This is a genomic window from Arthrobacter sp. 05N429 (assembly GCF_056397045.1).
In genome coordinates this window covers 306,854-330,173 of sequence record NZ_JBFTMQ010000001.1, presented here as the reverse complement: position 1 = coordinate 330,173, position 23,320 = coordinate 306,854, and the positions used below count along the sequence as shown (strand labels likewise).

The 23,320-nt window shown below is 66.9% G+C and carries 23 protein-coding genes and 1 tRNA gene; 10 read left to right on the top strand and 14 right to left on the bottom strand.

All coding sequences use genetic code 11. The features are described 5' to 3' along the window. Window positions 1-68: 68 nt before the first annotated feature. The 6 genes from AC1DF4_RS01625 to AC1DF4_RS01600 form a co-directional block, all read right to left on the bottom strand. Window positions 69-1,169 (bottom strand): GNAT family N-acetyltransferase, encoded by a 1,101-nt coding sequence (locus tag AC1DF4_RS01625; protein WP_476911263.1) that lies wholly within the window; start codon window positions 1,167-1,169, stop codon window positions 69-71. A gap of 83 nt (window positions 1,170-1,252) precedes the next feature. Then, a complete protein-coding gene (rplA, locus tag AC1DF4_RS01620) occupies window positions 1,253-1,960 on the bottom strand; it encodes a 50S ribosomal protein L1 (protein WP_056425191.1) in 708 nt (235 codons plus the stop codon). A gap of 184 nt (window positions 1,961-2,144) precedes the next feature. Continuing rightward, window positions 2,145-2,576, bottom strand: coding sequence for a 50S ribosomal protein L11 (gene rplK / locus AC1DF4_RS01615; protein ID WP_018773647.1), 432 nt, complete (start codon window positions 2,574-2,576; stop codon window positions 2,145-2,147). Between the two features lie 130 nt (window positions 2,577-2,706). Then, on the bottom strand, window positions 2,707-3,567 hold the full coding sequence (gene nusG / locus AC1DF4_RS01610) for a transcription termination/antitermination protein NusG (protein ID WP_476911262.1): 861 nt from the start codon (window positions 3,565-3,567) through the stop codon (window positions 2,707-2,709). 115 nt (window positions 3,568-3,682) lie between these two features. Further along, on the bottom strand, window positions 3,683-3,967 hold the full coding sequence (gene secE / locus AC1DF4_RS01605; protein ID WP_476911261.1) for a preprotein translocase subunit SecE: 285 nt from the start codon (window positions 3,965-3,967) through the stop codon (window positions 3,683-3,685). A 78-nt stretch (window positions 3,968-4,045) separates the two neighbouring features. Then, window positions 4,046-4,118, bottom strand: a tRNA-Trp gene (locus AC1DF4_RS01600). A gap of 308 nt (window positions 4,119-4,426) precedes the next feature. Between AC1DF4_RS01600 and AC1DF4_RS01595 the strand changes: the two genes are divergently transcribed. Continuing rightward, a complete protein-coding gene (locus tag AC1DF4_RS01595) occupies window positions 4,427-5,644 on the top strand; it encodes a pyridoxal phosphate-dependent aminotransferase (RefSeq protein WP_476911260.1) in 1,218 nt (405 codons plus the stop codon). A gap of 79 nt (window positions 5,645-5,723) precedes the next feature. On the opposite strand, the gene AC1DF4_RS01590 is transcribed toward AC1DF4_RS01595, so the two are convergent. After that, window positions 5,724-6,398 (bottom strand): LuxR C-terminal-related transcriptional regulator, encoded by a 675-nt coding sequence (locus AC1DF4_RS01590; RefSeq protein ID WP_476911259.1) that lies wholly within the window; start codon window positions 6,396-6,398, stop codon window positions 5,724-5,726. Continuing rightward, window positions 6,395-7,789 (bottom strand): ATP-binding protein, encoded by a 1,395-nt coding sequence (locus AC1DF4_RS01585; protein WP_476911258.1) that lies wholly within the window; start codon window positions 7,787-7,789, stop codon window positions 6,395-6,397. The genes AC1DF4_RS01590 and AC1DF4_RS01585 overlap by 4 nt, the downstream gene beginning before the upstream one ends. Window positions 7,790-7,913: 124 nt before the next feature. Here AC1DF4_RS01585 and AC1DF4_RS01580 point away from each other — a divergent pair, with 124 nt between their 5' ends. The 5 genes from AC1DF4_RS01580 to AC1DF4_RS01560 all read left to right on the top strand — a co-directional run bounded on the left by AC1DF4_RS01580 (window position 7,914) and on the right by AC1DF4_RS01560 (window position 12,074). Beyond that, a complete protein-coding gene (locus AC1DF4_RS01580) occupies window positions 7,914-9,539 on the top strand; it encodes a PspC domain-containing protein (protein ID WP_476911257.1) in 1,626 nt (541 codons plus the stop codon). Window position 9,540: 1 nt separating this feature from the next. Further along, window positions 9,541-9,837 (top strand): hypothetical protein, encoded by a 297-nt coding sequence (locus tag AC1DF4_RS01575; RefSeq protein ID WP_476911256.1) that lies wholly within the window; start codon window positions 9,541-9,543, stop codon window positions 9,835-9,837. Window positions 9,838-9,840: 3 nt separating this feature from the next. Then, window positions 9,841-10,095, top strand: a complete 255-nt coding sequence (locus AC1DF4_RS01570; RefSeq protein ID WP_476911255.1) for a PspC domain-containing protein — start codon at window positions 9,841-9,843, stop codon at window positions 10,093-10,095. Between the two features lie 189 nt (window positions 10,096-10,284). Continuing rightward, entirely contained in the window at window positions 10,285-11,310 is a 1,026-nt protein-coding gene (locus AC1DF4_RS01565) for an ATP-dependent 6-phosphofructokinase (protein ID WP_476911254.1), read from the top strand. A gap of 53 nt (window positions 11,311-11,363) precedes the next feature. Next, window positions 11,364-12,074, top strand: a complete 711-nt coding sequence (locus AC1DF4_RS01560) for a GNAT family N-acetyltransferase (protein WP_476911253.1) — start codon at window positions 11,364-11,366, stop codon at window positions 12,072-12,074. 23 nt (window positions 12,075-12,097) lie between these two features. On the opposite strand, the gene AC1DF4_RS01555 is transcribed toward AC1DF4_RS01560, so the two are convergent. The 6 genes from AC1DF4_RS01555 to AC1DF4_RS01530 all read right to left on the bottom strand — a co-directional run bounded on the left by AC1DF4_RS01555 (window position 12,098) and on the right by AC1DF4_RS01530 (window position 17,519). Next, a complete protein-coding gene (locus tag AC1DF4_RS01555; RefSeq protein WP_476911252.1) occupies window positions 12,098-13,615 on the bottom strand; it encodes a DHA2 family efflux MFS transporter permease subunit in 1,518 nt (505 codons plus the stop codon). Window positions 13,616-13,661: 46 nt separating this feature from the next. Continuing rightward, on the bottom strand, window positions 13,662-14,060 hold the full coding sequence (locus tag AC1DF4_RS01550) for an ankyrin repeat domain-containing protein (protein WP_476911251.1): 399 nt from the start codon (window positions 14,058-14,060) through the stop codon (window positions 13,662-13,664). Beyond that, a complete protein-coding gene (gene ygfZ, locus AC1DF4_RS01545) occupies window positions 14,057-15,139 on the bottom strand; it encodes a CAF17-like 4Fe-4S cluster assembly/insertion protein YgfZ (RefSeq protein ID WP_476911250.1) in 1,083 nt (360 codons plus the stop codon). The genes AC1DF4_RS01550 and ygfZ overlap by 4 nt, the downstream gene beginning before the upstream one ends. Window positions 15,140-15,161: 22 nt before the next feature. Beyond that, window positions 15,162-15,878, bottom strand: a complete 717-nt coding sequence (locus AC1DF4_RS01540) for a flavodoxin family protein (protein WP_476911614.1) — start codon at window positions 15,876-15,878, stop codon at window positions 15,162-15,164. A gap of 108 nt (window positions 15,879-15,986) precedes the next feature. Further along, window positions 15,987-16,601: a nitrobindin family protein gene (locus AC1DF4_RS01535; RefSeq protein WP_476911249.1), complete on the bottom strand. Its 615-nt coding sequence runs from the start codon at window positions 16,599-16,601 to the stop codon at window positions 15,987-15,989. Between the two features lie 183 nt (window positions 16,602-16,784). Further along, window positions 16,785-17,519 carry a permease gene (locus AC1DF4_RS01530; RefSeq protein WP_476911248.1) on the bottom strand — a complete coding sequence of 245 codons (735 nt, stop codon included), beginning with the start codon at window positions 17,517-17,519 and terminating at the stop codon, window positions 16,785-16,787. Window positions 17,520-17,775: 256 nt separating this feature from the next. On the opposite strand from AC1DF4_RS01530, the gene AC1DF4_RS01525 reads away from it, so the two are divergent. The 4 genes from AC1DF4_RS01525 to AC1DF4_RS01510 all read left to right on the top strand — a co-directional run bounded on the left by AC1DF4_RS01525 (window position 17,776) and on the right by AC1DF4_RS01510 (window position 23,243). After that, a complete protein-coding gene (locus AC1DF4_RS01525) occupies window positions 17,776-18,474 on the top strand; it encodes a winged helix-turn-helix transcriptional regulator (RefSeq protein WP_307465631.1) in 699 nt (232 codons plus the stop codon). 417 nt (window positions 18,475-18,891) lie between these two features. Then, the gene (gene mshD, locus AC1DF4_RS01520; protein ID WP_476911247.1) at window positions 18,892-19,875 is read left to right on the top strand and encodes a mycothiol synthase; all 984 of its coding nucleotides are present in this window, start codon (window positions 18,892-18,894) and stop codon (window positions 19,873-19,875) included. A gap of 114 nt (window positions 19,876-19,989) precedes the next feature. After that, window positions 19,990-22,254, top strand: a complete 2,265-nt coding sequence (locus AC1DF4_RS01515) for an RNA degradosome polyphosphate kinase (RefSeq protein ID WP_476911246.1) — start codon at window positions 19,990-19,992, stop codon at window positions 22,252-22,254. Window positions 22,255-22,265: 11 nt separating this feature from the next. Next, window positions 22,266-23,243 carry an NUDIX hydrolase gene (locus AC1DF4_RS01510; RefSeq protein ID WP_476911245.1) on the top strand — a complete coding sequence of 326 codons (978 nt, stop codon included), beginning with the start codon at window positions 22,266-22,268 and terminating at the stop codon, window positions 23,241-23,243. Window positions 23,244-23,320: the final 77 nt, after the last annotated feature.

Below are 23,320 nucleotides of genomic sequence, written 5' to 3'. Positions count from 1 at the left end.
GCCGGAAACCCGGCAGCAGCCGGGCTTTCACCGTCAGCATATGCCGGTTTCGGCTGCCGTTCCAAGGGTTACGGGGTGACCACGCGCTGCCATTCGCCGTCCCAGCCGGCGGGCCGGAATCCGAGGGCGACGTTGATGGCGAGCATGTGGTCGTTTTCCGCGGCATTGAACGTGATCACGCGTTCCACGGCCGGGTAGTCTGCCAGCAGGCGGCGGAGGTTGCGGATCTTGACGAGCATGCCCAGGCGGTGACCGCGGTGGCTGGCGGCGACCAGCGTGTCGTCCTGGTCGGCCAGCCACGGTTTCGACGCCGTGAGTTGCAGCACCGTATAGGCGGCCAGTTCGCCGCTGCCCCGGTGCCGGGCGGCTGCCACGAGGAACTCCAGGCCGGCCCGCCGCCAGGTGTCCTCCACATTGCGGAGCCGTGCCACATCCCACTCCTCCGGGTCGTAGCTCAAGTCCCCGCTCGGCGCGTCAGTGCTCATCCGGGACATCAGCACGGCGAGCTGCACGGCATACTCGTCCGGGCACTGCCCAGTCCACGACACAATCTCGTACTCGCCGCCGGCCGTGGCCAGGGCCTCCCGCTCCAGGGAGTCCCACGATGCTGCCCGCGCGGGAACAGCCAGGGCGCTGAAGCGCGAAACTTGTTCCAGGAGGTACCCGGCCTTCAGGGCGAAGCGTACGCCCCGCGCGTCGGCCGGAACCGCGCCCGTTCCGGTGGCCGGGCTGACGGTTGCGTCCCTGTCCTCCGGGTCAAAGCCAGCGGGATGCTCCGTGTAGCTCTGCAGGATGGTGCGGCCCGCCGCGGCTGCCAGCCCTTCCGCATGGCGCAGCAGGGCCCGGCCGATCCCCTGGCCGCTGAACTCCTCCAGCACATCGACGTGGACCAACGCGCTGCGGAGGTTCTCCTGGAGCTCGCAGCGGACCCACGACCGGGCAGCCATCCGGCCGTCCTGGCGCACGAAGAAGAGCTGGATCTTCCGGTAGTCGTTGTCCCGCCAGAACTGCAGCCGGGCCTCGGGCGGGGTTGAGCGGTCGAGGTTTCCCCAGGTCTGGAGCGTCAGGGCGTCACACAAGGCGCCGACGTCGAGGAAGTCCCCCGCGTCCGGCGAGTCGAGGGCGGCAGGGAGCACAAGGCGTTCAATGCGGTACGTCTCTGCAGTCACCGGGCCAGCCTAACCGGCGCCCGGAACGCGGAAAAGACCGCCCCGCGGATGCGGGACGGTCTTTCCGTGGAGCCTGGTGAGGATTAGACCTCGGTCAGGACCTTGGTGACGTTGGGGTCAACCGAGATGCCCGGGCCAAACGTGGTGGCGACGGTGGCCTTCTGGATGTAGCGGCCCTTGGAAGCGGACGGCTTGAGGCGGAGGACCTCTTCCAGTGCGGCTGCGTAGTTCTCGGCCAGCTTCATGGCGTCGAAGGAAACCTTGCCGATGATGAAGTGCAGGTTCGAGTGCTTGTCGACGCGGAAGTCGATCTTGCCACCCTTGATGTCGTTGACGGCCTTGGCGACGTCAGCGGTCACGGTGCCGGTCTTCGGGTTCGGCATCAGGTTACGCGGACCCAGGACCTTACCGAGGCGGCCAACCTTGCCCATGAGGTCAGGGGTGGCAACTGCGGCGTCGAAGTCGGTCCAGCCGGCTGCGATCTTTTCGATCAGGTCATCGGAACCAACGAAGTCGGCGCCGGCAGCGATTGCTGCCTCGGCCTTGTCGCCCGTTGCGAACACGAGGACGCGGGCAACCTTACCGGTGCCGTGCGGCAGGTTAACGGTGCCGCGGACCATCTGGTCAGCCTTACGCGGGTCTACACCCAGGCGGAAAGCGACCTCAACGGTGGCGTCGAACTTGGACGGGTTGGTGTCCTTGGCCAGCGTCACTGCCTCGAACGGCGCGTAGAACTTCTCCGCGTCGATCTTGGCTGCGGCTGCCTCATATGCTTTGCTGCGCTTTGCCATGCTGCTTATTTCTCCTTGTGCAGTTGTGGTCTGCGGACCGCGCTGGGCCCTGCCACAGTCGGGGCTCCGGATGGTATTTCCGGATTTCCGACATTTCAATGTTTAGGTGGTGCCGGTCGCCCGGCGGTGCTGCCCGGCGTCGTGGTCGGTTGCCCGGACCCGACGCCGCATCAGCGGAAGGGGATTAACCCTCGACGGTGATACCCATGGAACGGGCGGTGCCGGCGATGATCTTCGCGGCGCCTTCCAGGCTAGTGGCGTTGAGGTCTTCCATCTTGGTGGTGGCGATCTCGTTGACCTGGGCCTGGGTCAGCTTGGCAACCTTGACGGTGTGCGGGGTAGCCGAACCCTTGGCGACGCCTGCAGCCTTTTTGATGAGCTCTGCAGCCGGCGGGGTCTTGGTGATGAACGTGAATGAACGGTCCTCGTAGACCGTGATTTCAACCGGAATAACGTTGCCGCGCTGGGCTTCCGTCGCAGCGTTGTACGCCTTGCAGAATTCCATGATGTTGACACCGTGCTGGCCAAGCGCAGGACCGATCGGCGGGGCCGGGTTAGCGGCACCTGCCTGGATCTGCAGCTTGATGAGGCCGGTGACCTTCTTCTTGGGAGCCAATGTAGGGTCCTTCTCTCAATTACTTCCTGGGACACAGGAGCGTGCCTCAGGTTGGTGGCCGCCATGGCGAGGCGGCCGGCCGCCCCTGGCTGCTAAAGCGGGCAGTCCGGGGCGAATTCTGTGGGGATAACTAGATCTTGCTGACCTGGTTGAACGACAGCGTGACCGGGGTCTCGCGCTCAAAGATGGAGACCAGGACCACGAGGGTCTGGGAGTCCACCTTGATTTCGGAGATCGTGGCCGGAAGGGTCTCGAAGGGGCCCTCCTTGACGATGACCGACTCGCCGACCTCGAAGTCGACGTCGATCTGCGCGGCAGCGTGCTTGACCGGCTTGCCCTTCTCGGCCTGCTCTTCTTCGAAGACCGGGGCGAGCATGGAGAAGACCTCGTCGAGGCGCAGCGGGACCGGGTTGTGGGCGTTGCCCACGAAGCCGGTGACGCCGGGGGTGTGGCGGACGGCGCCCCAGGAGGCGTCCGTCAGGTCCATGCGGACCAGGACGTAACCGGGGATGCGGACACGGTTGATGACCTTGCGCTGAGCATTCTTGATCTCAACGACTTCCTCCATCGGAACCTGGATTTCGAAGATGTAGTCTTCCATGTCCAGGGTCTGGATGCGGGTTTCAAGGTTGGCCTTGACGCGGTTTTCGTAGCCGGCGTAGGAGTGGATGACGTACCAGTCACCCTCCTGGCGGCGCAGCTTGGCCTTGAACTCGTCGGCCGGATCAACCTCCGCGGCGGCAGCGGCAGCGGCCAGCGCGTCGCCTGATTCGTCGTCTGCTTCTTCGCCGGCGTCGGCGGTTACGTCAGCGTCTGCGTCAGCAGACTCTTCAACGGGGGCTTCCGGAGCTTCTGCCGTGTCGGCAGCCTCGTCAGCGACGTCGGATTCGGGCGCAGCAGACGTAGCCTCGGACTCTTCCCCGGCTTCCACCGCGGCGTCCTGGCTCTTATCCAGCTCAGTCTCAGTTACCTCGAGCTCCTGCTCAGACACTTGGTCTCCTGCTTCCTCATTGCCTAACATGCCTATTTAAATGACTCAATTCCGCACACTCCGAGGAGCCTCCGGAATCCCGGTGGCAATCCACGCAGTCTGCGGACCGGTCGACTTAGCGGTCCATGGGCGCAACGCCGCCGAAGAGCCAGGCCACTCCGGTCCCGAAGGCCAGATCCAGCAGGGTGACGATGAGCATCATGATGACCACGAACACCAGCACCACGAGCGTGTAGTTGATCAGTTCCTTGCGGGTCGGTGCAACGACCTTCTTCAGTTCGCCGATTACCTGGCGGATGAAGAGCGCAATTCGAGCGAAGAAACCTGCCTTGGGGGCATTCTTGGCGGGGCGGCCACTGGAGCTGCTTGCAGCCGTTTCGGTCACCTGGTCCTCACTCATCCTCGCAATGTCGGATACCCGGCTCTGAACTGAACCATGGTTGCTGCGCTTGCTCCGGAGAAACCGGAACAGCTTGCGCAGGGCAGACAGGACTCGAACCTGCAACCTGCGGTTTTGGAGACCGCTGCGCTACCAATTGCGCCACTACCCTATGGATCGAAAACCGTTTTCGGGCCCTTCCCCAGACTTTCCTGAGGCGCAGACCATCATCGTGTTTTCAACACCGGAGAACCAGTCTACGCAACAACTGCGCCTACGTCGAACCGGCCTCACCGGACCCTCTGCCTCCCACCAGAACAGCTGAGAAAAACATGCGGGAAACCAGACGCGAAATTCACCTGACTCAGTTGCAGTCACATTCCACGCCGGCGCCCCGGACGGTCCGCTGAACAGCATAGAGTAGATTTCGTCGAATCCCACAAACAGCCACCGAAGCTGTAAGCGAAGAATGGACCCGCGATGCCTGCCGCCCGCATTTCACAGCGTATTTCCGCCATAGCCGAATCCGCCACGTTGGCTGTTGATGCCAAGGCGAAGGCGTTGAAGGCTGCCGGCCGCCCCGTGATCGGCTTCGGTGCCGGCGAGCCGGACTTCCCGACCCCCGGTTACATCGTGCAGGCAGCCATTGAAGCGGCCGGCCAGCCCAAGTACCACCGCTACTCCCCGGCCGGTGGCCTGCCGGAGCTGAAGCAGGCCATCGCGGACAAGACGTTCCGGGATTCCGGCTACAAGGCCGAGGCATCGCAGGTGCTGGTCACCAACGGCGGCAAGCAGGCCGTGTACAACACCTTCGCCACGCTGCTCGATCCGGGCGATGAGGTCATTGTCCCCACGCCGTTCTGGACCACCTACCCTGAGGCCATCCGGCTCGCGGGTGGCGTTCCGGTCGAGGTTTTCGCCGGACCGGAGCAGGAGTACCTGGTCACGGTGGAGCAGCTCGAGGCCGCGCTCACGGACCGCACCAAGATCCTGCTCTTCGTCTCCCCCTCCAACCCCACCGGCGCCGTGTACTCGCCCGAGCAGGTCAGGGAGATCGGCCAGTGGGCCGCTTCCAAGGGCCTGTGGGTGGTCACGGATGAGATCTATGAGCACCTGACCTACGACGGCGTTCCCTTCACCTCGATCGCCACGGCAGTCCCGGAGCTGGGCGACAAGGTGGTCATCCTCAATGGCGTTGCGAAGACCTATGCCATGACCGGCTGGCGCGTGGGCTGGATGATCGGCCCGGCCGACGTCATCAAGGCCGCCACCAACCTGCAGTCGCACGCGACGTCCAACGTCTCCAACATCCCGCAGATGGCCGCCCTCGCCGCAGTCTCCGGCCCGCTGACCGCCGTCGACGAGATGAAGCTCGCCTTCGACCGCCGCCGCAAAGCCATCGTTGCCGGTCTGAACGCCATCGAGGGCGTTGAATGCCCGACGCCGAAGGGCGCCTTCTATGTCTACGCGGACGTCCGCGCTCTGCTCGGCAAGGAGTTCCCGTCCGCCAACGGGCCCGTCCGGCCGTCGACGTCGGCGGAACTGGCCACCCTGATCCTGGACGAAGTCGAAGTGGCGGTGGTTCCGGGTGAGGCTTTCGGCCCCTCCGGTTACCTGCGCCTTTCCTACGCCCTCGGCGACGAGGACCTGGCGACCGGCGTCGCCCGCTTGCAGGACTTCCTCGGCAAGGCAAAGTAACGCCACTACTCCCGATGCGCTACCACTTATGGTCCCTAAACCTGCTCCAAAGGGACTGTAAGTGATAGCGCATCCCTAGTCAGAGGAGCCGGCGTTCGGCGGCCCAGCGGGTGAGCTCGTGCCGGCTGGAGAGCTGGAGCTTGCGCAGCACCGCCGAGACGTGGGTTTCCACGGTCTTGATCGAGATGAACAGCTCTTTGGCGACTTCCTTGTAGCTGTACCCGCGGGCGATCAGCCGCATCACCTCGAGCTCGCGGGCGGACAACCGGTCCAGTTCGTCGTCGGCGATGTCCGCCGGGGCGGTGCCGAAGGCATCCAGGACAAAGCCCGCCAGCCGGGGCGAAAAGACGGCATCCCCGCCCGCGACCCGGCGGACGGCGTCGGAGATCTCCGCACCCGAAATGGTTTTGGTGACATAACCGCGCGCCCCCGCCCGGATCACCGAGACGACGTCCTCGGCCGCGTCCGAGACGCTCAGGGCCAGGAACCGGGTGCTGCCCAGCAAAGGCGCGGAGCCGGCCAGCACTTCGCGGCCGCCGCCGCCGAGTCCGCCCGGCAGGTGGACATCGAGGAGCACGACGTCGGGACGCACCGCGGTGATCACGGCAACGGCTTCTTCCACCGTCCCGGCCTCGCCGGCCACAACGATGCTTGGGTCCAGATCGGCCTTCAGGCCGGACCGGAAGATGGCATGGTCGTCCACGATCACCACCCGGATCCCCTGCGCCGGACTCCCTGCTTCGGCTGCGCTCACAGTCTGACCTCTCCATTGCTGTTGTTGGTGGCGGCGCCGGCGGATGCTCCCGTTGGCAGGGGAAGCCGGAGCCGCACCTCGGTGCCGTCCTGGCTGCTGTTGATGACAGCGGTGCCCCCGTGGCGGTTCATCCGGCCGACAATTGATTCCCGTACCCCCAGCCGGTCAGCCGGGACGGCATCCGGGTCGAAGCCCGGTCCGCGGTCCTTCACGAAGACCTCCGCCGCACCGTCTGTGACTTCCAGGTACACCGACACGGCGCCCCCGCCATGCCGGGCCGCGTTCAACATGGCCTCACGGGCGGCCTGGACGAGTGCCTCGTGCCGTTCGGACATGGCGCAGTCGCCCACGGTCACCACCTCGACGGCGTGGCCCAGGGAGTCCTCCACTTCCGCCGCAGCGGCATTGATGCCCTCGGAGAGCTGCCCGGCTTCCTTGCCGGGGTCCCGGTACAGCCAGCCCCTCAGTTCGCGCTCCTGGGCACGGGCCAGGCGGACGACGTCGGTCTCGTTGCCGGCGCGCCGCTGGATCAGCGCCAGCGTCTGCAGCACGGAGTCGTGGAGGTGGGCGGCGATCTCGGCCCGTTCCGTCGCGCGGACCCGCCCGGCGCGCTCCGCCTCCAGGTCGCGCCAGAACTTCAGCCCCCACGGCAGGAGGACCAGTGCCACACCGCCGAGCACGGCCACCGAGGACAGCAGGGCAAGCCACGTCTGTTCCCAGGACCCGGAGCCGGACACCATGACCAGGACCCCGGCCACCACGAGCGCCAGCCCGGCCGCCAGTCGGGCCCAGCCGCCGGCCTGGTCCGCCTTGGTCTTGTCCACGAGGCCGGCCCGGCGCGTCTCATCCAGCTGCATCCAGGCGATGGCTGCGCCGCCCAGGATGGCCGCAACCGGAATGAGGGTCCCGAGGGGAACATCAACGCCGAGCAGCCGCGCGATCAGGATCCCGGCGGCCAGCAGCAGACCCGCCCCGAGCAGAATCTCCTTGCCGTAGCGCATCCCGGTGACCCGGCTCCGCAACGAGTCGGCGGGAACGGTGCCCGCCGGTGCGGCTGCCGCCCCCGCGGCCGCCGGTGCGGCACCCGCCGGGGACACGGCCGCCGTCGACGGTTGAGGGTAGGGGGCCGCATAGGGTGCGCTCACCGCCGGGGCAATGGGCGACGCCGGCTGCCGGGCATTGCGCTTGGCGCTTTCGTCCGCGGTGGGAACCATGATCCAGAGCCAGGCGTAGAACGCGACGCCGGCGCCGCCTGCGAGCGCGGCCACCACCATGCCGATGCGGACCATCCGCAGCGGCCAGCCCAGATGACGGGCGAGGCCGGCGCAGACGCCGGCAATCATCCGGTCGCTGCCGCGGACCAGCGGCGGGCGGGAAACGGCGGTTGTCATGACTCAATCCAAGCACGGATCAGGGTTCCCCGGACCCGATTCCGGCCCTAACCGGGGGTGTCTCAGGGACAGTTCAGGGTGTTCCCCAGTAGAACGGAGCGGCTCGAGGCGGAAGGATCGAAGTATGAACCCGCACACTGACCAGCCCGATGAGGGCGACAACTCTGAAGGCAACGACCCTTCGGGCCGCACAGGCCGCCCAGGCGGCCAGTCCGCCGGACAACCGGCCGGGTCGGCGGCAGAGACCTCGGGCCCGGACCAGCGGCCCGCAGCCGACAGCTCCCCCACTGCTCCGGTGGATACGTCCGCCACCCTCCCGCTGGACTTTTCGGCAGGCGCAGATGGCGGCGCCGGTGCTGGCGCCGGAACGCCGCCTCCGCCGCCCCCGCTCTACTACGGCGCGACGCCCCCGGCCCACTATGGCGCGCCCCCGCAGGCCGGGAGCCAGCCGCTGAATTTCTTCGACTGGATCCGCAGCCAGGGCATCCACCGGGGCCGCGAGCGCTGGGTGGGCGGCGTCGCCAGCGGCATTGCCGAGCGCTTCGGCGTCGATCCGCTGATTGTCCGCGGCATCCTGATCGTCCTGACGGTCTTCGCGGGCGTCGGCGTCCTCCTGTACGGCATCGCCTGGGCGCTGCTGCCCGAACCCGACGGCCGCACCCACGTCCAGGAGGCCGCGGCCGGACGGTGGTCGTCCGGGATGACCGGGGCCCTGATCACCGCGGTCATCGGCTTCCCGAGCCTGGGTGCCGGCGTCTGGGGCTGGGACCGCTACGGATTCGGCGGTTTCATCTGGACCGTCTTCTGGGTGGGTGGCGTCATCTACCTCATCTACTACCTGACCCAGCGCAACAAGTCCCGGAACGGAGCCACTCCCATGTCCTCGAGTCCCCAGCCCGGCGGCCCGGCGGGCCCCGGCTACCCGACGAACCCGATAACGTCACCCAACACCCCCTTCGCCGCCGCCGGCTATGGCTCCTCGGATGCGCTGCCCCGCTACGGCGAGTCAACCGTCCCCGGGCCCGCCTGGGGACCCCCGCCGCCGTCGGGTCCTGTTCCTCCCCCGGGGGGCGGCTACCGGCCAGTGCCCGGCAGCAGTCCCGTCCCGCCGGCCAAGCCCCGGAGCTTCGGCCCCGGCGCCCCCGCCGTCGCGGTCACCGCCGGCCTCGCCCTGCTGGTGGGCGGCGGCATCAAAGCCCTTGACGTCGCGAACGTCATCGATCTCGGCACGTCCAGCAACGCCGTAGTCTGGGCCAGTGCCGCGGTGGTGCTGGGCCTGGGCATCCTGGTCGCCGGACTCCGGGGCCGCTCCTCAGGCATCCTGGGATTCTTCGCCGCGGTCGCCCTGATTGTCGGCGGCATCTTCAATGTGCTCCCCAACGGTGACCGCTTCCGCCCGCAGAACGCCGACTGGTCACCGGTGAGCGTCGAACAGGCCCAGGGTGGTTTCGACATCACGGCCGGAACCGGGACCGTGGACTTGACGCGGGTTGCGCTCAACCCGCCGCTGGGAACCGATCTTGTGGTCCCCATCGACGCCACGGCGAGCAACGTCACGGTGATCATTCCGGACACCGTTCCGGTGGAGGTCCGCGCCGACATGACCATGGGAAACCTCAATGAAGGCGGCCAAAGCCACGGCGGCATGACCACCCGGCAAAGCAACTACAACACCGGCAAGCCTGGAGCGGCGCTGATCGTGACGGTCAACGGCACGTTCAGCAACGTCACCATCAAGGAAGGGAACTGACATGAGCAGCTACGACGCATCGGCGGGCAGCCCGGAAGGCAGCGGCCCGTCCACTCCCCCGCCGTTCGAAGGAACTGAGCCCCCGGACGATTCCCCGGCACGAGTGGGCACCATCGTCTGGGGGCTGATCGTGGTGGCCCTCGCCGCGCTCATCATCATCTCCCAGCTCGGCATTGTGGCCCTCAACGGGACCTACGTGGCGATCGGCCTGATGATTGGCGCCGGGGCGGCCCTTGTGATCGGCGGGCTGCTCTCGGCCCGGGGACGTGACAAAGAAGCATCGACAGGGAAGTCTTGAACCATGGAAAAATTCTTTAGCACCGTCAGGGGCCTTGGCCTGAAACGCGGTCCGCAGCGCTGGTTGGGCGGCGTCTGCGGCGGGATCGCGGCCAAGCTGAACGTGGATGTTGCGTTCGTCCGGATCGCTTTCCTGCTGTTCGCGCTGCTTCCCGGACCTGCTTTTGTCTTCTACCTCATTGCCTGGTTGCTCCTTCCGGACCAGCGGAACGCCATCGTCCTTGAGTCCTTCCTGGCGAAGCGCTCAACCCGGCACTGAACCCCTCCCGCCTGAAAGTGACGTGCCCCTGCCGCCCGGCAGGGGCACGTCACTTTCTGCAACCTGCCACTCTGCAAAACAGTTGACCTGTAACCTTTTGTGTCCTGCCCCACACGCGCCACTAGACTCTAGGTGAGCTCAGCGTGGCGCTCTGCCTGTACACCTTCGAACCAGGATTTGAGCCGAGACATGAAAATTGGAATCCTCACCAGCGGCGGAGACTGCCCCGGACTGAACGCCGTCATCCGTGGCGCCGTCCTCAAGGGCATCGCCGTCCATGGCCACGAATTCGTGGGATTCTTGGACGGCTGGCGCGGAGTCGTCGAGGGCGACACCATCGATATCCCCCGCGCCATGGTCCGCGGCATCGCGAAGCAGGGCGGGACCATCCTGGGCACCTCCCGTACCAACCCGTTCGAGAACAACGGCGGGCCTGAGGTCATCAGGGCCAACATGGACCGGCTCGGCATCGACGCCATCATCGCCATTGGCGGCGAAGGCACCCTGGCGGCAGCCAAGCGGCTCACCGACGCCGGCCTGAAGATCGTCGGCGTCCCCAAGACCGTCGACAACGACCTCGATGCGACTGACTACACGTTCGGCTTCGACACCGCCGTCGAGATCGCCACGGAGGCAATCGACCGCCTGCGCACCACTGGTGAGTCCCACCACCGCTGCATGATCGCCGAGGTGATGGGCCGCCACGTGGGCTGGATCGCGCTGCACGCCGGAATGGCCGCGGGCGCCCACGCCATCCTGATCCCCGAGCAGAAAGCCTCGATGGAGCAGATCGCCGAGTGGGTCGTCTCGGCCCGCGACCGCGGACGCGCGCCGCTGGTCGTCGTCGCCGAGGGCTTCGTCCCGGACGGCCAGGAAACGCCGCACTCCGAACGCGGCCTGGACACCTTTGGCCGCCCCCGGCTCGGCGGGATCTCCGAGCGGCTGGCCCCGGATCTGGAAGCCATGACCGGCATCGAAACCCGGGCCACCGTCCTGGGCCACATCCAGCGCGGCGGGGTTCCCACCGCGTTCGACCGCGTGCTGGCGACCCGCCTGGGCATGGCCGCCATCGACTCGGTGGTCGAAGGACGCTGGGGCACCATGGTGTCCCTCAACGGCACCGACATCGTCCACGTGGGCTTCGACGCCGCGCTCGGCAACCTCAAGACCGTCCCGAAGAACCGCTACGACGAGGCTGCGGTCCTCTTCGGCTGACCCGACTGAGCCTCTGCACAGGGCCCGACGCCCCCGGTGGGTAGGGTGGAACCATGACACTTGAGCCCGGTTCGGTCGACATCATCCAGCTCGCATGGGCCCGCCGTCTGGGGCTCGACGACGGCGCTTTCGCGGCCGCCGCGGGCGACCGCATCACGCGTGCAGATGAAGCAGCCCGGGCCGTCCAGTTCATCCGGCTGTTCGGCAACTCTGTCCTGGTGGGCCCGCAATGGGCGCTGGACGCCGCCGCCGGGCTGCCCGACGGGGAACTCGCGCAGCACGTCACCCTGTTGACCATCACCCGGGACCATGGCGGCCACGGGCTCGGCGCCGCCGCGCTCTTCTTCGCCGACGACCTGCCCCTGCAGCAGCCCTCGGAGGAGCTGACCGTCTCGCACGGCAACCCGGAAGCGATCGAACTGGAAGCCGCGTGCCCGCCCGATGACGTCAACGAGGTGGGCCTCTCGGACCTTGAACACCGGTTCACCATCATGCATGCGGAGGAGGGCCGCAGGACCCCCGTGGCCTGCGGCGCCTACACCGAATGGGAAGGAATCCTGGCCCAGATGGGGGTGCTGGTCGCTCCGGAGTGGCGCCGGCGGGGGCTGGGCTCACTGGCAGCCTCGATTGCGGCCCATGAGGCACTCGCCTCGGGCCTGACGCTGCAGTGGCGCTCCGACGTCAGCAACAAGGGCTCCCTGGCCATCGCCCGGAGCCTTGGATTCACCGCAGGCGGCATCCAGACCAGTGTGCTGCTGGGTTGATCCGGCAGCACCCTGGGCACACGTCAGCGGGAGCGCACCTCGGCGTTGGCTGACGCTGCCGGCAGGGAGCCGGGTGTGCCCCAGCCCTGCACCGGCTTTGGCTTGGCGAAGAACAGCGCCGCCGCCGCGCCGAGCAGGATGACCGCAGCGGGCAGCAGGATGGACTGGCCCATCGCCGTCGAGAAGCCCTCCTGCAGGGCGTCCGGGAGGGCTCCGGCGAACGACATCGGCACAGCCTCCCCGGATCCTCCCGGAGGTGCGGGGAGTTCGGCTGCGAGCCGGGCCTGGATCAGGACTGCTATGGCGGAGCTGCCCAGGACGGCGCCGATCTGGCGGGTCGTGTTGTAGACACCCGAGCCGGCCCCGGCCTGCCGCGGCGGCAGGTTGCGTGTGACGGTGGAGCTCAGCGGCGCCCAGATGCCGGCGTTGGCGAAACCCAGCACGGCGCTGGGGAGCAGGAACAGCCAGATCGGCGTGTCCGGGTGCATCAGGAGGGAGTTCCAGAACAGCGCCACGGACATCAGGACCAGGCCTGTTGCGGTGATGAACTTGGGGTTGACCCGATCGATGACCTTGCCCACGAGCGGTGCCAGTCCGCCGGAGATGAGTGCCATCGGCACCATCATCAGCGCCGACTGGGTGGGCGTCAGCCCCCGGACCATCTGGAAGTAGAAGATCAGCGGCAGGGTGAAGGCCGTCACCGTGAACCCGACGGTGGTGATGCCGATGTTCGCCAGGGAAAAGTTGCGGTCCTTGAACAGGGACAGCGGCAACAGGGGTTCGCCCTTATTCAGCTTCTGCCACACAACAAATACCACCAGCACGGCGATCCCGGAGATGATGAGACCCCATACGGTGATGGGTCCGGCGATGGTGCCCCAGTCGTAGGTCTCGCCCTCCTGGATGCCGAACACCAGCAGGAACAGCCCGACGGCGCTGAGCAGCACGCCGGGGATGTCGAACTTGTGCGGGTGGGTGCTCAGGGCCGGCACGTAGCGCAGCGCGAGGAAGAAGCCGATGATTCCCACCGGGACGTTGATGAAGAAGATCCACTCCCAGCCGAGGCCGTCAACAAGGACGCCGCCCAGTATTGGTCCCACCAAGGTGGCGACGCCGGCGGTCGCGCCCCAGATCCCCATCGCCGCTCCGCGCCGGTCCGGCGCGAAGATCCGGGTGATGACGGCCATGGTCTGCGGCGTCATGAGCGCGGCGCCGAAGCCCTGGAACACCCGGGCCACGATCAGCATCTCCACGTCGCCGGAGAGCCCGCACCAGAGGGAGGCCAGCGTGAACACGACGAGCCCCGCCAGGTAGAGCTTCTTCGGGCCGAAGCGGTCGCCCAGCCGGCCGGTGATCAGCAGCGGCACGGCATAGGCGAGCAGGTAGGCGCTGGTCACCCAGATCACCGAGTTGATGTCGGCGTTGAGGCCCTCCATGATGCTGGGGTTGGCCACCGAGACGATGGTGGTGTCGATCAGGATCATAAAGAACCCGATCACGAGGGACCAGAGTGCCGGCCACGGCCGGGCGACGATTTCCATGGGGTTCCTTAAATGCTGAAGGGGAGCTGTGTGCGGGGCAGACGAATCAGCCCAGCAGGGCCAGGATGTCCTGCCGCTCGAACATCTGCGCGGCGGCCCGGGCAGAGGGGGTGCCGGCGTCGGGGTCCGCGCCGGCGTCGACCAGTACCTGCACAACATCCGGGTAGCCCTTGAAAACGGCTCCGGCGAGCGGCGTCTGGCCCCGGTCGTTGGCGGTGTTCGCGTCTCCGCCGTGTGCCAGGATCAGGCGCACGGTATCGACGTGGCCCTGATAGGCCGCAAGCATCAGCAGGGAATCCCCGGCCGCGTTCGTCATGGCTGCCGGAGCACCGGCGGACAGGTAGCCGGCGAGCAGCGCGGTGTTGCCTTCCCGGGCCGCGTCGAAGAGGGCGTGGGCCAGCGCCAGGGTCTCCGCGTCCGGGGCACCAGGATTGTCTGCCGTCATCGGGGCCCCCTCAGGAAACCGGTCTGGCGCCCCACGACCTGGCCGGCGTCCGGTGCCACAATGACTTCCTGCGCGGCGGCATACGGCTCCTCGCCGTCAAGGACGGTCAGTACCTCCTCCGGTGCGACCGAGCGTTTGACCACGGCCAGGGCCACCGGCCCCATTTCGTAGTGCTGCGCCACGGAGGTCACGGTGCCTACCTTGCGGTCCCCGGAACGGACCTCGCTGCCGACTGCGGGCATGGTGTGCTGCGAGCCGTCGAGCTGCAGGAAAACCAGCCGGCGCGGCGGGTGGCCCAGGTTGTGGACCCGGGCCACGGTTTCCTGGCCCTTGTAGCAGCCCTTGTTCAGGTGCACCGCGGTGCGGAGCAGGTCGAGTTCGTGCGGGATGGTCTTGTCGTCGGTTTCGGCACCCCAGCGCGGCCGCCACGCTGCGACGCGCAACGCCTCGGCTGCCCAGACGCCGGCAAGCGGGCGCTCACCGACGGTTGCTTCCAGCTCAGCAGCCGGGACCAGATACTCGAACCAGGGCCTTTCCAGCCCGGGGTGGGCGTCCTCCCCTACGACGGCGTACGAGTAGCCGCCGGCGCCGACGTGCGGCCAGGGGTCTTCCCAGACCAGCAGGGACGACCATTCCGGCACCCGGCGGGTGGACCCCAGCACGGCCCAGTCCGCCGACGCGTCGGCGATCTCGACGCGGAGCATGAACTTCATCTTGTTGAGCCACTCGGCCAGCGGGCCTGCCTCGGCGGCCTCGACGATCAGCCAGGTCGTTGCGCCGTCGTCCACCACCCGCGCGTCGAATTCGATCCGGCCCTGGACGCTCAGCAGCAGCAGTTCGCTCGACTGTCCGGGCGCCAGGTTGGTGAGCTGCTGGGAAGAGAGGGTGTTGAGCCAGCTCAGCCGGTCGGGCCCGGTCACGGTCACGAGGCCGCGGTGGGAAAGGTCCACGACGGCGGCGCCGCCGGCCAGCGCCCGCTGTTCGCGCAGCGGCTCCCCGTAATGGGAAGCGACACCGGCGTCAGCGCCGCCGGCTTCGACGGCGCCAGGGCGCGCCAACAGTGGGCTCTTGATAGTCATATGTAGTAGAAGTCCTCGGGGGCTAGCGGTATTCCGGATTTTCGAAGTCAAACCTGGTGCCGGCTTTCCATGCCTCGGGCAGGTTGCCGTAGGCGGGAATGCCGCCGGCGTCCTTAAGCATCCGGGCCAGATGCAGCAGGTTCCACGTCATGAAGGTGGTGTTGCGGTTGGTGAAGTCGCTTTCCGGTCCGCCCGAGCCCTCATCGAGGTAGCTCGGGCCCGGACCCACGGCGCCGATCCAGCCGGCGTCGGCCTGGGGCGGGATGGTGAAGCCGATGTGCTGGAGGCTGTAAAGGACGTTCATGGCGCAGTGCTTGATCCCGTCCTCGTTGCCGGTGATCAGGCAACCGCCCACTTTGGGATAAAACGCCCACTGGCCCTTGTCGTTGAGCTCGCCGGAGTGCGCGTAGAGGCGCTCGATCAGCTTCTTGGTCTGCGAGGAGTTGTCACCCAGCCAGATGGGTCCGGCCACGACGACGATGTCCGCTTCGCGGACGGCCGGATACAGCTCCGGCCATTCATCGGTGCCCCAGCCGTGTTCGCGCATGTCCGGGTAGACGCCGCTGGCGATGTCGTGGTCCACCGTCCGGATAACCCGCGTGGCGACGCCGTGTTTCTCCATGATGCGACGGCTGACATCGATCAGGCCCTGCGTGTTGGAGGTCTCGGGGGACTTCTTGAGGGTGCCGTTGAAATAGACGGCCTTGAGGTCGCTGTAATCGGCCGACTTGTCAGGCATGGCGGGTGTGGCATTCACTTTGGTGCTCCCTGCGGTCGCTGCGGACAACGGAAAATCAGTGAGACTTCAAACCCGGCGGCGTTCCGGCGGCGCGTGGCGCTCCGCCGGTCAGACGGCTTTGTGGAGGATCGCGGACGCGTGGGCCTCCAGGCCGCTGCCCCCCGCGGTGCCCTTGCCCGCGGCCACGTCCCAGCGCCAGAGCAGGTTGCCCTCCACGAGCCCGAAGATTCTGGTGGCGGCCGTGTACTCCTTGGAGTGGCTGCCGCGCATCACCATGTCTGTGCTGAGCTGGATCTGCGGGCCCTTGATCTGCCCGTAGTACAGCTCGGAGATCCCGCCGGGGTGGGAAATCGAAACCGAGATGTCGAAGCCGCCGTCCTCGTTGCGCAGGGCTTCAACTTCGTCGGCGCTCTTAAGCACGGGAACGATGTCGGCCGGAATAAGCCCCGGGCCGCCGTCTTCCTCGCGCTGCTTGCGTTCGAGGGCCCAGAAACCGGTTTCGACGGTCAGCGGACGCAGCCTGGTGCCCTCGTCGTCGGTCAGCCAGCTCTCGGCACGGTACTGCAGGTACGGCAGGCCGTTGTGCGTGAAGGACACATGCTGCACGAAGTGTTCGGAATCCTCTTCCCCGGCCCCCAGCCGGCCGCGGCCCTCCCACTCACCAATGAGCCAGGACAACGGGACGATTTCGGGTGTCAGATCTGTAGGAATTTCAATCGGCACAGCGGCTACCTCTGGAAACGACGGGACTATGCGGGGCGTTTACGTCCGGCTGTTACTTCTGGCCTTTAAAGAGCCGGTACACAACAAAGCCGGCAAACCAGGCCATGGCCAGGCTGGCAACGCCGAGGAGGACAAGGAAGAAGATTTCAAATGCAAGTACGGACATGATGCCATCCTAACGCTTTAGTAGATGAGTAGTTTGTCTATGAAGTAAGCCAGCGAGCCGACCGCGGCGACCGGGCCCAGCCCCATTCCGAGGGCTGCCGCCAAGCTCAGGGATTGACCGCGGAGGATCACCAGCCGGCGGAAACTCACCAGCACGGCCCCCACCACGACACCGACGATCGCGGCCGGGAGCACGGCGATGTCGGAGAAGACAAGGCCCGCGAGTGGTCCGGCCAGCCCTGCGCCGACGACGCCCAGCGGCGCCACCACCCGGTCCGGCCAGCGGATCAGGCCCGCCATCAGGGCGATCGCAGCGCTGATCGCCGCGACCAGGAGCATCTCCCGGACGCCGTTGAAGCGGAAGCACGCGATCCAGCCGGCACCCAGGCAGGACAACAACACGCCGGCACTGGAGCCCAAGGTGGACTCCAGGCGTTGTGCCTGTCCCGTGCCGCGGATCAGCTGCATCACGAAGACCGCCATCACCCCTGCGGCCATGAACGACGGCGTCCAGTCCAGGAAGCCCGGGGCTGGAAGGTAGGTGGCGGCGATGGCGGCGCCCACGCCGGGCAGGCCGATCAGGACGGCCAGGGTCTTCCTGGCGGGGATGCCCAGGAAGTGCGGCCAGCCGATTCCGACGCCGGCTGCAATGAGGACCCCCACTGCAAGGAGGGCCTCCGGCGAGGAGTACGACGCGCCGACGATCGCGGCGAGTCCGGCCAGGCCAACAACGCCGATGGTCCAAGACTTCACTGTTTACCCGACATCTGTTTATCCGTCATCCGTTTACCGGCCATCGTCGTACCTTCGCTCACTGCGGACCCCAATTCGACCTGATCAACGTCAGGGGGCTGCAGGCCCCGACGGATCAATCCTGCCCTATATGACCGATTTGTGTCGCAAAAGGACTGGCCGCGGGTGACGGGACCATGGCCGGCAAGGGGCGTTTAGGTATACTCGGACTCAGCTACAGACGCCCAAAGATGCGCGGACACCCCTTGGAGGAAACATGTCGCACATCCTGCTACTGACGAACAGCACCGGCTCATCGGTGGACGTCCTGCCTGCTCTGGAACTATTGAACCACCGGGTCCATATTCTCCCCGCGGAGCCGACCGCGCTGCTGGAGACCGACCCCTGCGACATCGTCCTGCTCGACGCCCGCAAAGATCTCGTCGGCGCACGCTCCCTGACCCAACTGCTCAAGGCCACGGGCCTGAGTGCTCCCCTCATGCTCATCCTGACCGAGGGCGGCATGGCCGCGGTCTCGTCGGCGTGGGCCGTGGACGACATCCTGCTTGAGTCCGCCGGGCCGGCCGAGGTGGAGGCCCGCATCCGGCTGGGCGTCGCCCGGGCCGTGCCCGACCAGGACGATGCGCCGACCGAGATCCGTGCCGCCGGCGTCGTCATCGACGAGGCCAGCTACACCGCCCGGGTCAACGGGGCACCGTTGAACCTGACTTTCAAGGAATTTGAACTGCTCAAGTACCTGGCGCAGCACCCCGGCCGGGTCTTCACCCGCCAGCAACTGCTGACCGAGGTCTGGGGCTACGACTACTACGGCGGCACCCGCACCGTGGACGTCCATGTCCGGCGTCTGCGGGCAAAGCTCGGGGCCGACCACGAGAACCTGATCAGCACGGTCCGCAACGTTGGCTACCGCCTTACCCTGGTCCGGCATCCGGAAGAAGAACTCACCGAGGCCTGACCCTGGTCCGGCATCCCCGCACTTCCGGCCACAGACCTTCGCCGTCCGGGGCGACATTGGACACGATTCCGGCTCTTGGCTCCGGTGTCCGCGGCGTGTCCGTGTCAAAGTGCCCCCGGACCGCAGCCCCTGGCGAGACCAGCGGCGACCGGGTCCGGAAGCACAGCCTTTGGGCAGAACCCACGGGAACACGGAAAAGCCCCGGACCGAGGTCCGGGGCTTTTCCAGTTATTCAGTGGAGGACATACGGGTCGAACGTATCGAGGCCACCCCAGTGGTGGATCCCCCTCGCATCTGAACTGACGGTCCGGGAAACGAAGCCCCTCACCCATCAGCCGGATGAGTTAACGACTATACGTAACTGTTCCGGAACAACAAAATCGGCCCCGCCCCGGCAGCACCGTATAGCCTTGCAGCATGAGTCCTGCGCATCCTGAGAACTGGCCCGTGCTCGCCGCCAAAGGAGCTGCCGATGAGCAACTCCTGAAGGACGTCAAGGCCCTCGCGGCCGCCGCGGAGGAATCCGACGGCAATCCGCCGTTGTCCGAACAGACGCTGGTCACACTGCGTGCCGCGAACGCCGGCGCGGCCGCAGGGACAACCACCGTGCTGACGCTCGCCCTTTACTGCCCCGACGAGGAATCCGACCCTGCGACGGCACAGGACCTGGCCGGAGTCGCCGTCGTCATCGAGGAACCCGACGGCACGGGAGTGCTGGAAATTGCCGTCCACCCCAGTTACCGCAACCAGGGCGTGGCGGACCGGCTGGTCGGCGAGCTCAGGGACACCCGCGGCTTTGCCGGCCTCAAGGCGTGGTCCCACGGCAACCACGAGGCCGCCGCAGACCTTGCCGCGCGCTACGGCTACGGCCCCGTCCGCGAACTGTGGAAGATGCGGCTCACCAGCGCGGCGGCGGAACTGCCTGATGTCCCGCTGCCCGACGGGGTTGCGCTGCGCGCTTTCACCCCGGGCCGGGATGAGGACGCCTGGCTTGCCGCGAACAAGGCCGCCTTCGCGCACCACAAGGAGCAGGGAAACATGACCCGCGCCGACCTGGACGCCAGGATGGCCGAGCCATGGTTTGATCCCGCGGGTTTCCTGCTGGCCGTCGATGCCTCCGACCGGATCCTCGGCTTCCACTGGACCAAGGTTCACCCCCGGCACGGCGACCACCCGGCTATCGGCGAGGTGTACGTGGTGGGCGTAACTCCCGAGACCCAAGGCACGGGCCTGGGTAAAGCACTGACTGTGGCCGGCATCCGGCACCTGCAGCGCCTGGGCCTGCACGCCGTCATGCTCTACGTCGATGCGGACAACATTCCGGCCGTGTCGCTGTACCGGCGGCTGGGCTTCACCCGCTGGGATGTCGACGTCATGTATGCCCCATTGGAAGGGCGTTAATCCAATCGGCAGACATCTGTTGTCCAGCGCGGGAAATCTGCCCTCTTCGAAAGCTGTTCGCAGGCTGATTGCTTGTAAGGTTGAAGCTAAATCGCGCCAGCATTAGGAGAGACCATGCAACGGGAATCTGCCCGGACAGCCACGTCTGAGGCCGCCACGTCGAACAAAAAGGTCCGACCGGCGCGTGCCCAGTTCGGCTCCTCCGAAGTGCCTGCCTCACGCGCGACCCAGGACCGGATCGACATTCCGGAATTCGCGCCGAACCTTGAGCCGGAGGGCGATTTCAGCCCGGACCGCTTCCTCGACCGCGAACTGAGCTGGCTCTCGTTCAACGCCCGTGTGCTGGAACTGGCCGAGGACCCGAACCTGCACCTGCTGGAACGCGTCAGCTTCCTGTCCATCTTCGCGTCCAACCTGGACGAATTCTTTATGGTCCGCGTCGCCGGGCTTAAGCGCCGGATCGCCACCGGACTGGCCGTCCCCTCCCCCGCCGGGCTGAGCCCCGTGCAGGTCCTGGAGCAGATCGGCGACGAGGCCCACCGCCTGCAGCAGCGCCACGCGCGCGTCTACGCCGAGCAGATCCGTCCCGCGCTGGCCTATGAGCACATCCACCTCATGCGCTGGGAGGAACTCGATTCCCAGGCCAAGGACCAGCTCAGCGCCATGTTCGCCGAGAAGGTCTTCCCGATCCTGACGCCGCTGGCCGTGGACCCGGCCCACCCGTTCCCCTACATTTCGGGGCTGTCACTGAACCTCGCCGTCGTCGTCCGCAACCCGGTCAGCGACAAGGAACTCTTCGCCCGTCTCAAAGTCCCGGACCAGCTCCCCCGGCTGATCTCGATTGACGGCCCGCGCGCCGGCTCGATTCCGGGCCGGGTGGCGCGCTTCATCCCCCTCGAGGAAGTCATCGCCGTCCACCTGGACCAGCTCTTCGCCGGGATGGAGGTGCTGGAGCACCACACCTTCCGCGTCACCCGCAATGAGGACGTCGAGGTCGAAGAGGACGACGCCGAAAACCTGCTGCAGGCGCTCGAAAAGGAACTGCTGCGCCGCCGTTTCGGGCCGCCGGTCCGGCTCGAAGTCACCAACGACATCAACCCGAACATCCGGGCGCTGCTGATCCGCGAACTCGGCGTCGAGGAATCCGAGGTCTACTCGGTCCCGGGCCCGCTGGACCTCCGCGGGCTCTCGGTCATCGCCGGAATCGACCGCGCGGACCTGCACTACCCCAAGCATGTCCCCCACACCTCACGGCACCTCAACGAATCGGAAACGTCGAAGGCGGCAAACGTTTTTGCGGCCATGCGGCGGCGGGACATCCTGCTGCACCACCCCTACGACTCCTTCTCCACCTCGGTGCAGGCGTTCCTGGAGCAGGCGGCCTCGGACCCGAAGGTCCAGGCCATCAAGCAGACGCTGTACCGCACCTCGGGTGACTCGCCGATCGTCGACGCCCTGATCGACGCCGCCGAGGCCGGCAAGCAGGTCCTGGCGCTCGTTGAGATCAAGGCCCGCTTCGATGAGCAGGCCAACATCTCCTGGGCCCGGAAGCTGGAGCAGGCCGGCGTCCACGTGGTCTACGGCATCGTGGGCCTCAAGACCCACTGCAAGCTGTCCCTCGTGGTGCGCCAGGAAGTGGACGGACTCCGCCGCTACTGCCACATCGGCACCGGCAACTACCACCCCCGCACGGCCCGCTACTACGAGGACCTCGGACTCCTCACGGCCAATGAGCAGGTGGGTGAGGACCTCTCCCGGCTCTTCAACCAGCTCTCCGGCTACGCACCGAAGTCGACCTTCAAACGGCTGCTGGTGGCCCCGCGGTCGGTGCGTTCAGGACTCATCGACAGGATCGAAACCGAAATCCGGAACGCCAGGGCGGGCCTCGCCGCCCGGGTCCAGATCAAGGTCAACTCGATGGTGGATGAAGCCATCATAGATTCCCTGTACCGGGCGTCGCAGGCCGGCGTCCCCGTGGACGTGATCGTCCGCGGCATCTGCTCGCTGCGCCCGGGGGTGCCCGGACTCAGCGACAACATCACGGTCCGCTCCGTGCTGGGCCGCTTCCTGGAGCATTCCCGCGTCTTCGCCTTCGCCAATGGCGGGGACCCGGTGGTCTACATCGGTTCGGCGGACATGATGCACCGCAACCTGGACCGCCGCGTGGAGGCCCTTGTCCAGCTCAGCAGCGGGGACGACACGAACTACGTCATGGACCTGCTGCGCCGCTACATGGATCCCGAGACCGCCAGCTGGCACCTCGACAACCAGGGGGAATGGACCCGCCACCACCTCGCCGAGGACGGGCAGGATCTCGCGGACATCCAGTCCTGGCTGCTTAATTCCCGCTCGCGCCAGCGCTCGTCCGGGCTGCGGTAGGGGCTCTGGCATTGAGTAGCGATTCGCTGGTCGCCGACCAGACAGACCACCCCGGCGAGGAAATTGCGGTGGTGGCTGCGGGAGCCCTGCCGTGGCGTGTCGCCGCTGGCGACAACGGTGACCTCGAGGTCCTGCTGATCCACCGCCCGCGGTATGACGACTGGTCCTGGCCCAAGGGCAAGATCGACCCCGGCGAGACGGTGCCCGAGTGCGCCGCCCGCGAGGTCGAAGAGGAAATCGGGTTGAGGGTGCCGCTGGGCATCCCGCTGCCCTCCATCCACTACCACGTCGCCGCCGGCCTGAAGGTGGTCCATTACTGGGCCGTCGACGTCGACGGGGCGGCGCTGCTGCCGGACGGCAAGGAAGTGGACAGCGTCATGTGGTGCTCGCCGGAGAAGGCGGCCCGCCTCCTGAGCAACCCGAGCGACGTGGGCCCGCTGGAGCATCTGGCGGCCGCCCACGCCCGCGGCGAACTGAAAACCTGGCCGCTCCTGATCGTGCGCCACGCCAAAGCCAAGCCGCGCTCTTCATGGTCCAAAGCCGAAGGGGACCGGCCCCTGGCCGCCACCGGGATGCGGCAGGCCCAGGCAGTGGGGCGGCTCCTGCAGGCCTGGAAACCGAAGCGCGTTGTTTCCAGCCCGTGGGTCCGGTGCGTGGCCACGATCGCCCCGTATGCCAAGGCCTCCGACGCGAAGGTGAAACTGAACGAAGCCCTCACGGAGCACCGGCACGGCCGCCATCCGCACAAGACGGCGGCCGCCATCGAGGGTCTCTTCGACAAGCAGCGCGGCGTGGCGGTCTGCACACACCGCCCCGCCCTTCCCACGGTGTTCGCCCAGCTGGGAAAGCACATGGGTTCCCGGTTGCGCGCGCTGCTGCCGGACGCCGATCCGTTCCTGGCTCCCGGTGAGATTGTGGTGTGCCACGTGGCGCACCACAGCAAGGACAAAGTGGTCGCGGTGGAGCGGTTCCGGCCCTTCGACGACTGAGGTCCCTTGACCGTCCATGGTTCTGGCCGTAGTTTGTATCAAATACTTGATACATTGCCGCAGAATCTTTGGGGGAT

What these genes read in the sequence shown, in the direction of transcription:
- AC1DF4_RS01565 (WP_476911254.1), top strand. Translation starts at nt 10,285, where the DNA reads ATGAAAATTGGAATCCTCACCAGCGGCGGAGACTGCCCCGGACTGAAC.
- AC1DF4_RS01515 (WP_476911246.1), top strand. Translation starts at nt 19,990, where the DNA reads ATGCAACGGGAATCTGCCCGGACAGCCACGTCTGAGGCCGCCACGTCG.
- mshD (WP_476911247.1), top strand. Translation starts at nt 18,892, where the DNA reads ATGAGTCCTGCGCATCCTGAGAACTGGCCCGTGCTCGCCGCCAAAGGA.
- ygfZ (WP_476911250.1), bottom strand. Translation starts at nt 15,139, where the DNA reads ATGACTATCAAGAGCCCACTGTTGGCGCGCCCTGGCGCCGTCGAAGCC.
- AC1DF4_RS01585 (WP_476911258.1), bottom strand. Translation starts at nt 7,789, where the DNA reads ATGACAACCGCCGTTTCCCGCCCGCCGCTGGTCCGCGGCAGCGACCGG.
- AC1DF4_RS01560 (WP_476911253.1), top strand. Translation starts at nt 11,364, where the DNA reads ATGACACTTGAGCCCGGTTCGGTCGACATCATCCAGCTCGCATGGGCC.
- AC1DF4_RS01595 (WP_476911260.1), top strand. Translation starts at nt 4,427, where the DNA reads ATGCCTGCCGCCCGCATTTCACAGCGTATTTCCGCCATAGCCGAATCC.
- AC1DF4_RS01555 (WP_476911252.1), bottom strand. Translation starts at nt 13,615, where the DNA reads ATGGAAATCGTCGCCCGGCCGTGGCCGGCACTCTGGTCCCTCGTGATC.
- secE (WP_476911261.1), bottom strand. Translation starts at nt 3,967, where the DNA reads ATGAGTGAGGACCAGGTGACCGAAACGGCTGCAAGCAGCTCCAGTGGC.
- AC1DF4_RS01550 (WP_476911251.1), bottom strand. Translation starts at nt 14,060, where the DNA reads ATGACGGCAGACAATCCTGGTGCCCCGGACGCGGAGACCCTGGCGCTG.
- AC1DF4_RS01575 (WP_476911256.1), top strand. Translation starts at nt 9,541, where the DNA reads ATGAGCAGCTACGACGCATCGGCGGGCAGCCCGGAAGGCAGCGGCCCG.
- AC1DF4_RS01540 (WP_476911614.1), bottom strand. Translation starts at nt 15,878, where the DNA reads ATGCCTGACAAGTCGGCCGATTACAGCGACCTCAAGGCCGTCTATTTC.
- AC1DF4_RS01570 (WP_476911255.1), top strand. Translation starts at nt 9,841, where the DNA reads ATGGAAAAATTCTTTAGCACCGTCAGGGGCCTTGGCCTGAAACGCGGT.
- rplA (WP_056425191.1), bottom strand. Translation starts at nt 1,960, where the DNA reads ATGGCAAAGCGCAGCAAAGCATATGAGGCAGCCGCAGCCAAGATCGAC.
- AC1DF4_RS01580 (WP_476911257.1), top strand. Translation starts at nt 7,914, where the DNA reads ATGAACCCGCACACTGACCAGCCCGATGAGGGCGACAACTCTGAAGGC.
- AC1DF4_RS01525 (WP_307465631.1), top strand. Translation starts at nt 17,776, where the DNA reads ATGTCGCACATCCTGCTACTGACGAACAGCACCGGCTCATCGGTGGAC.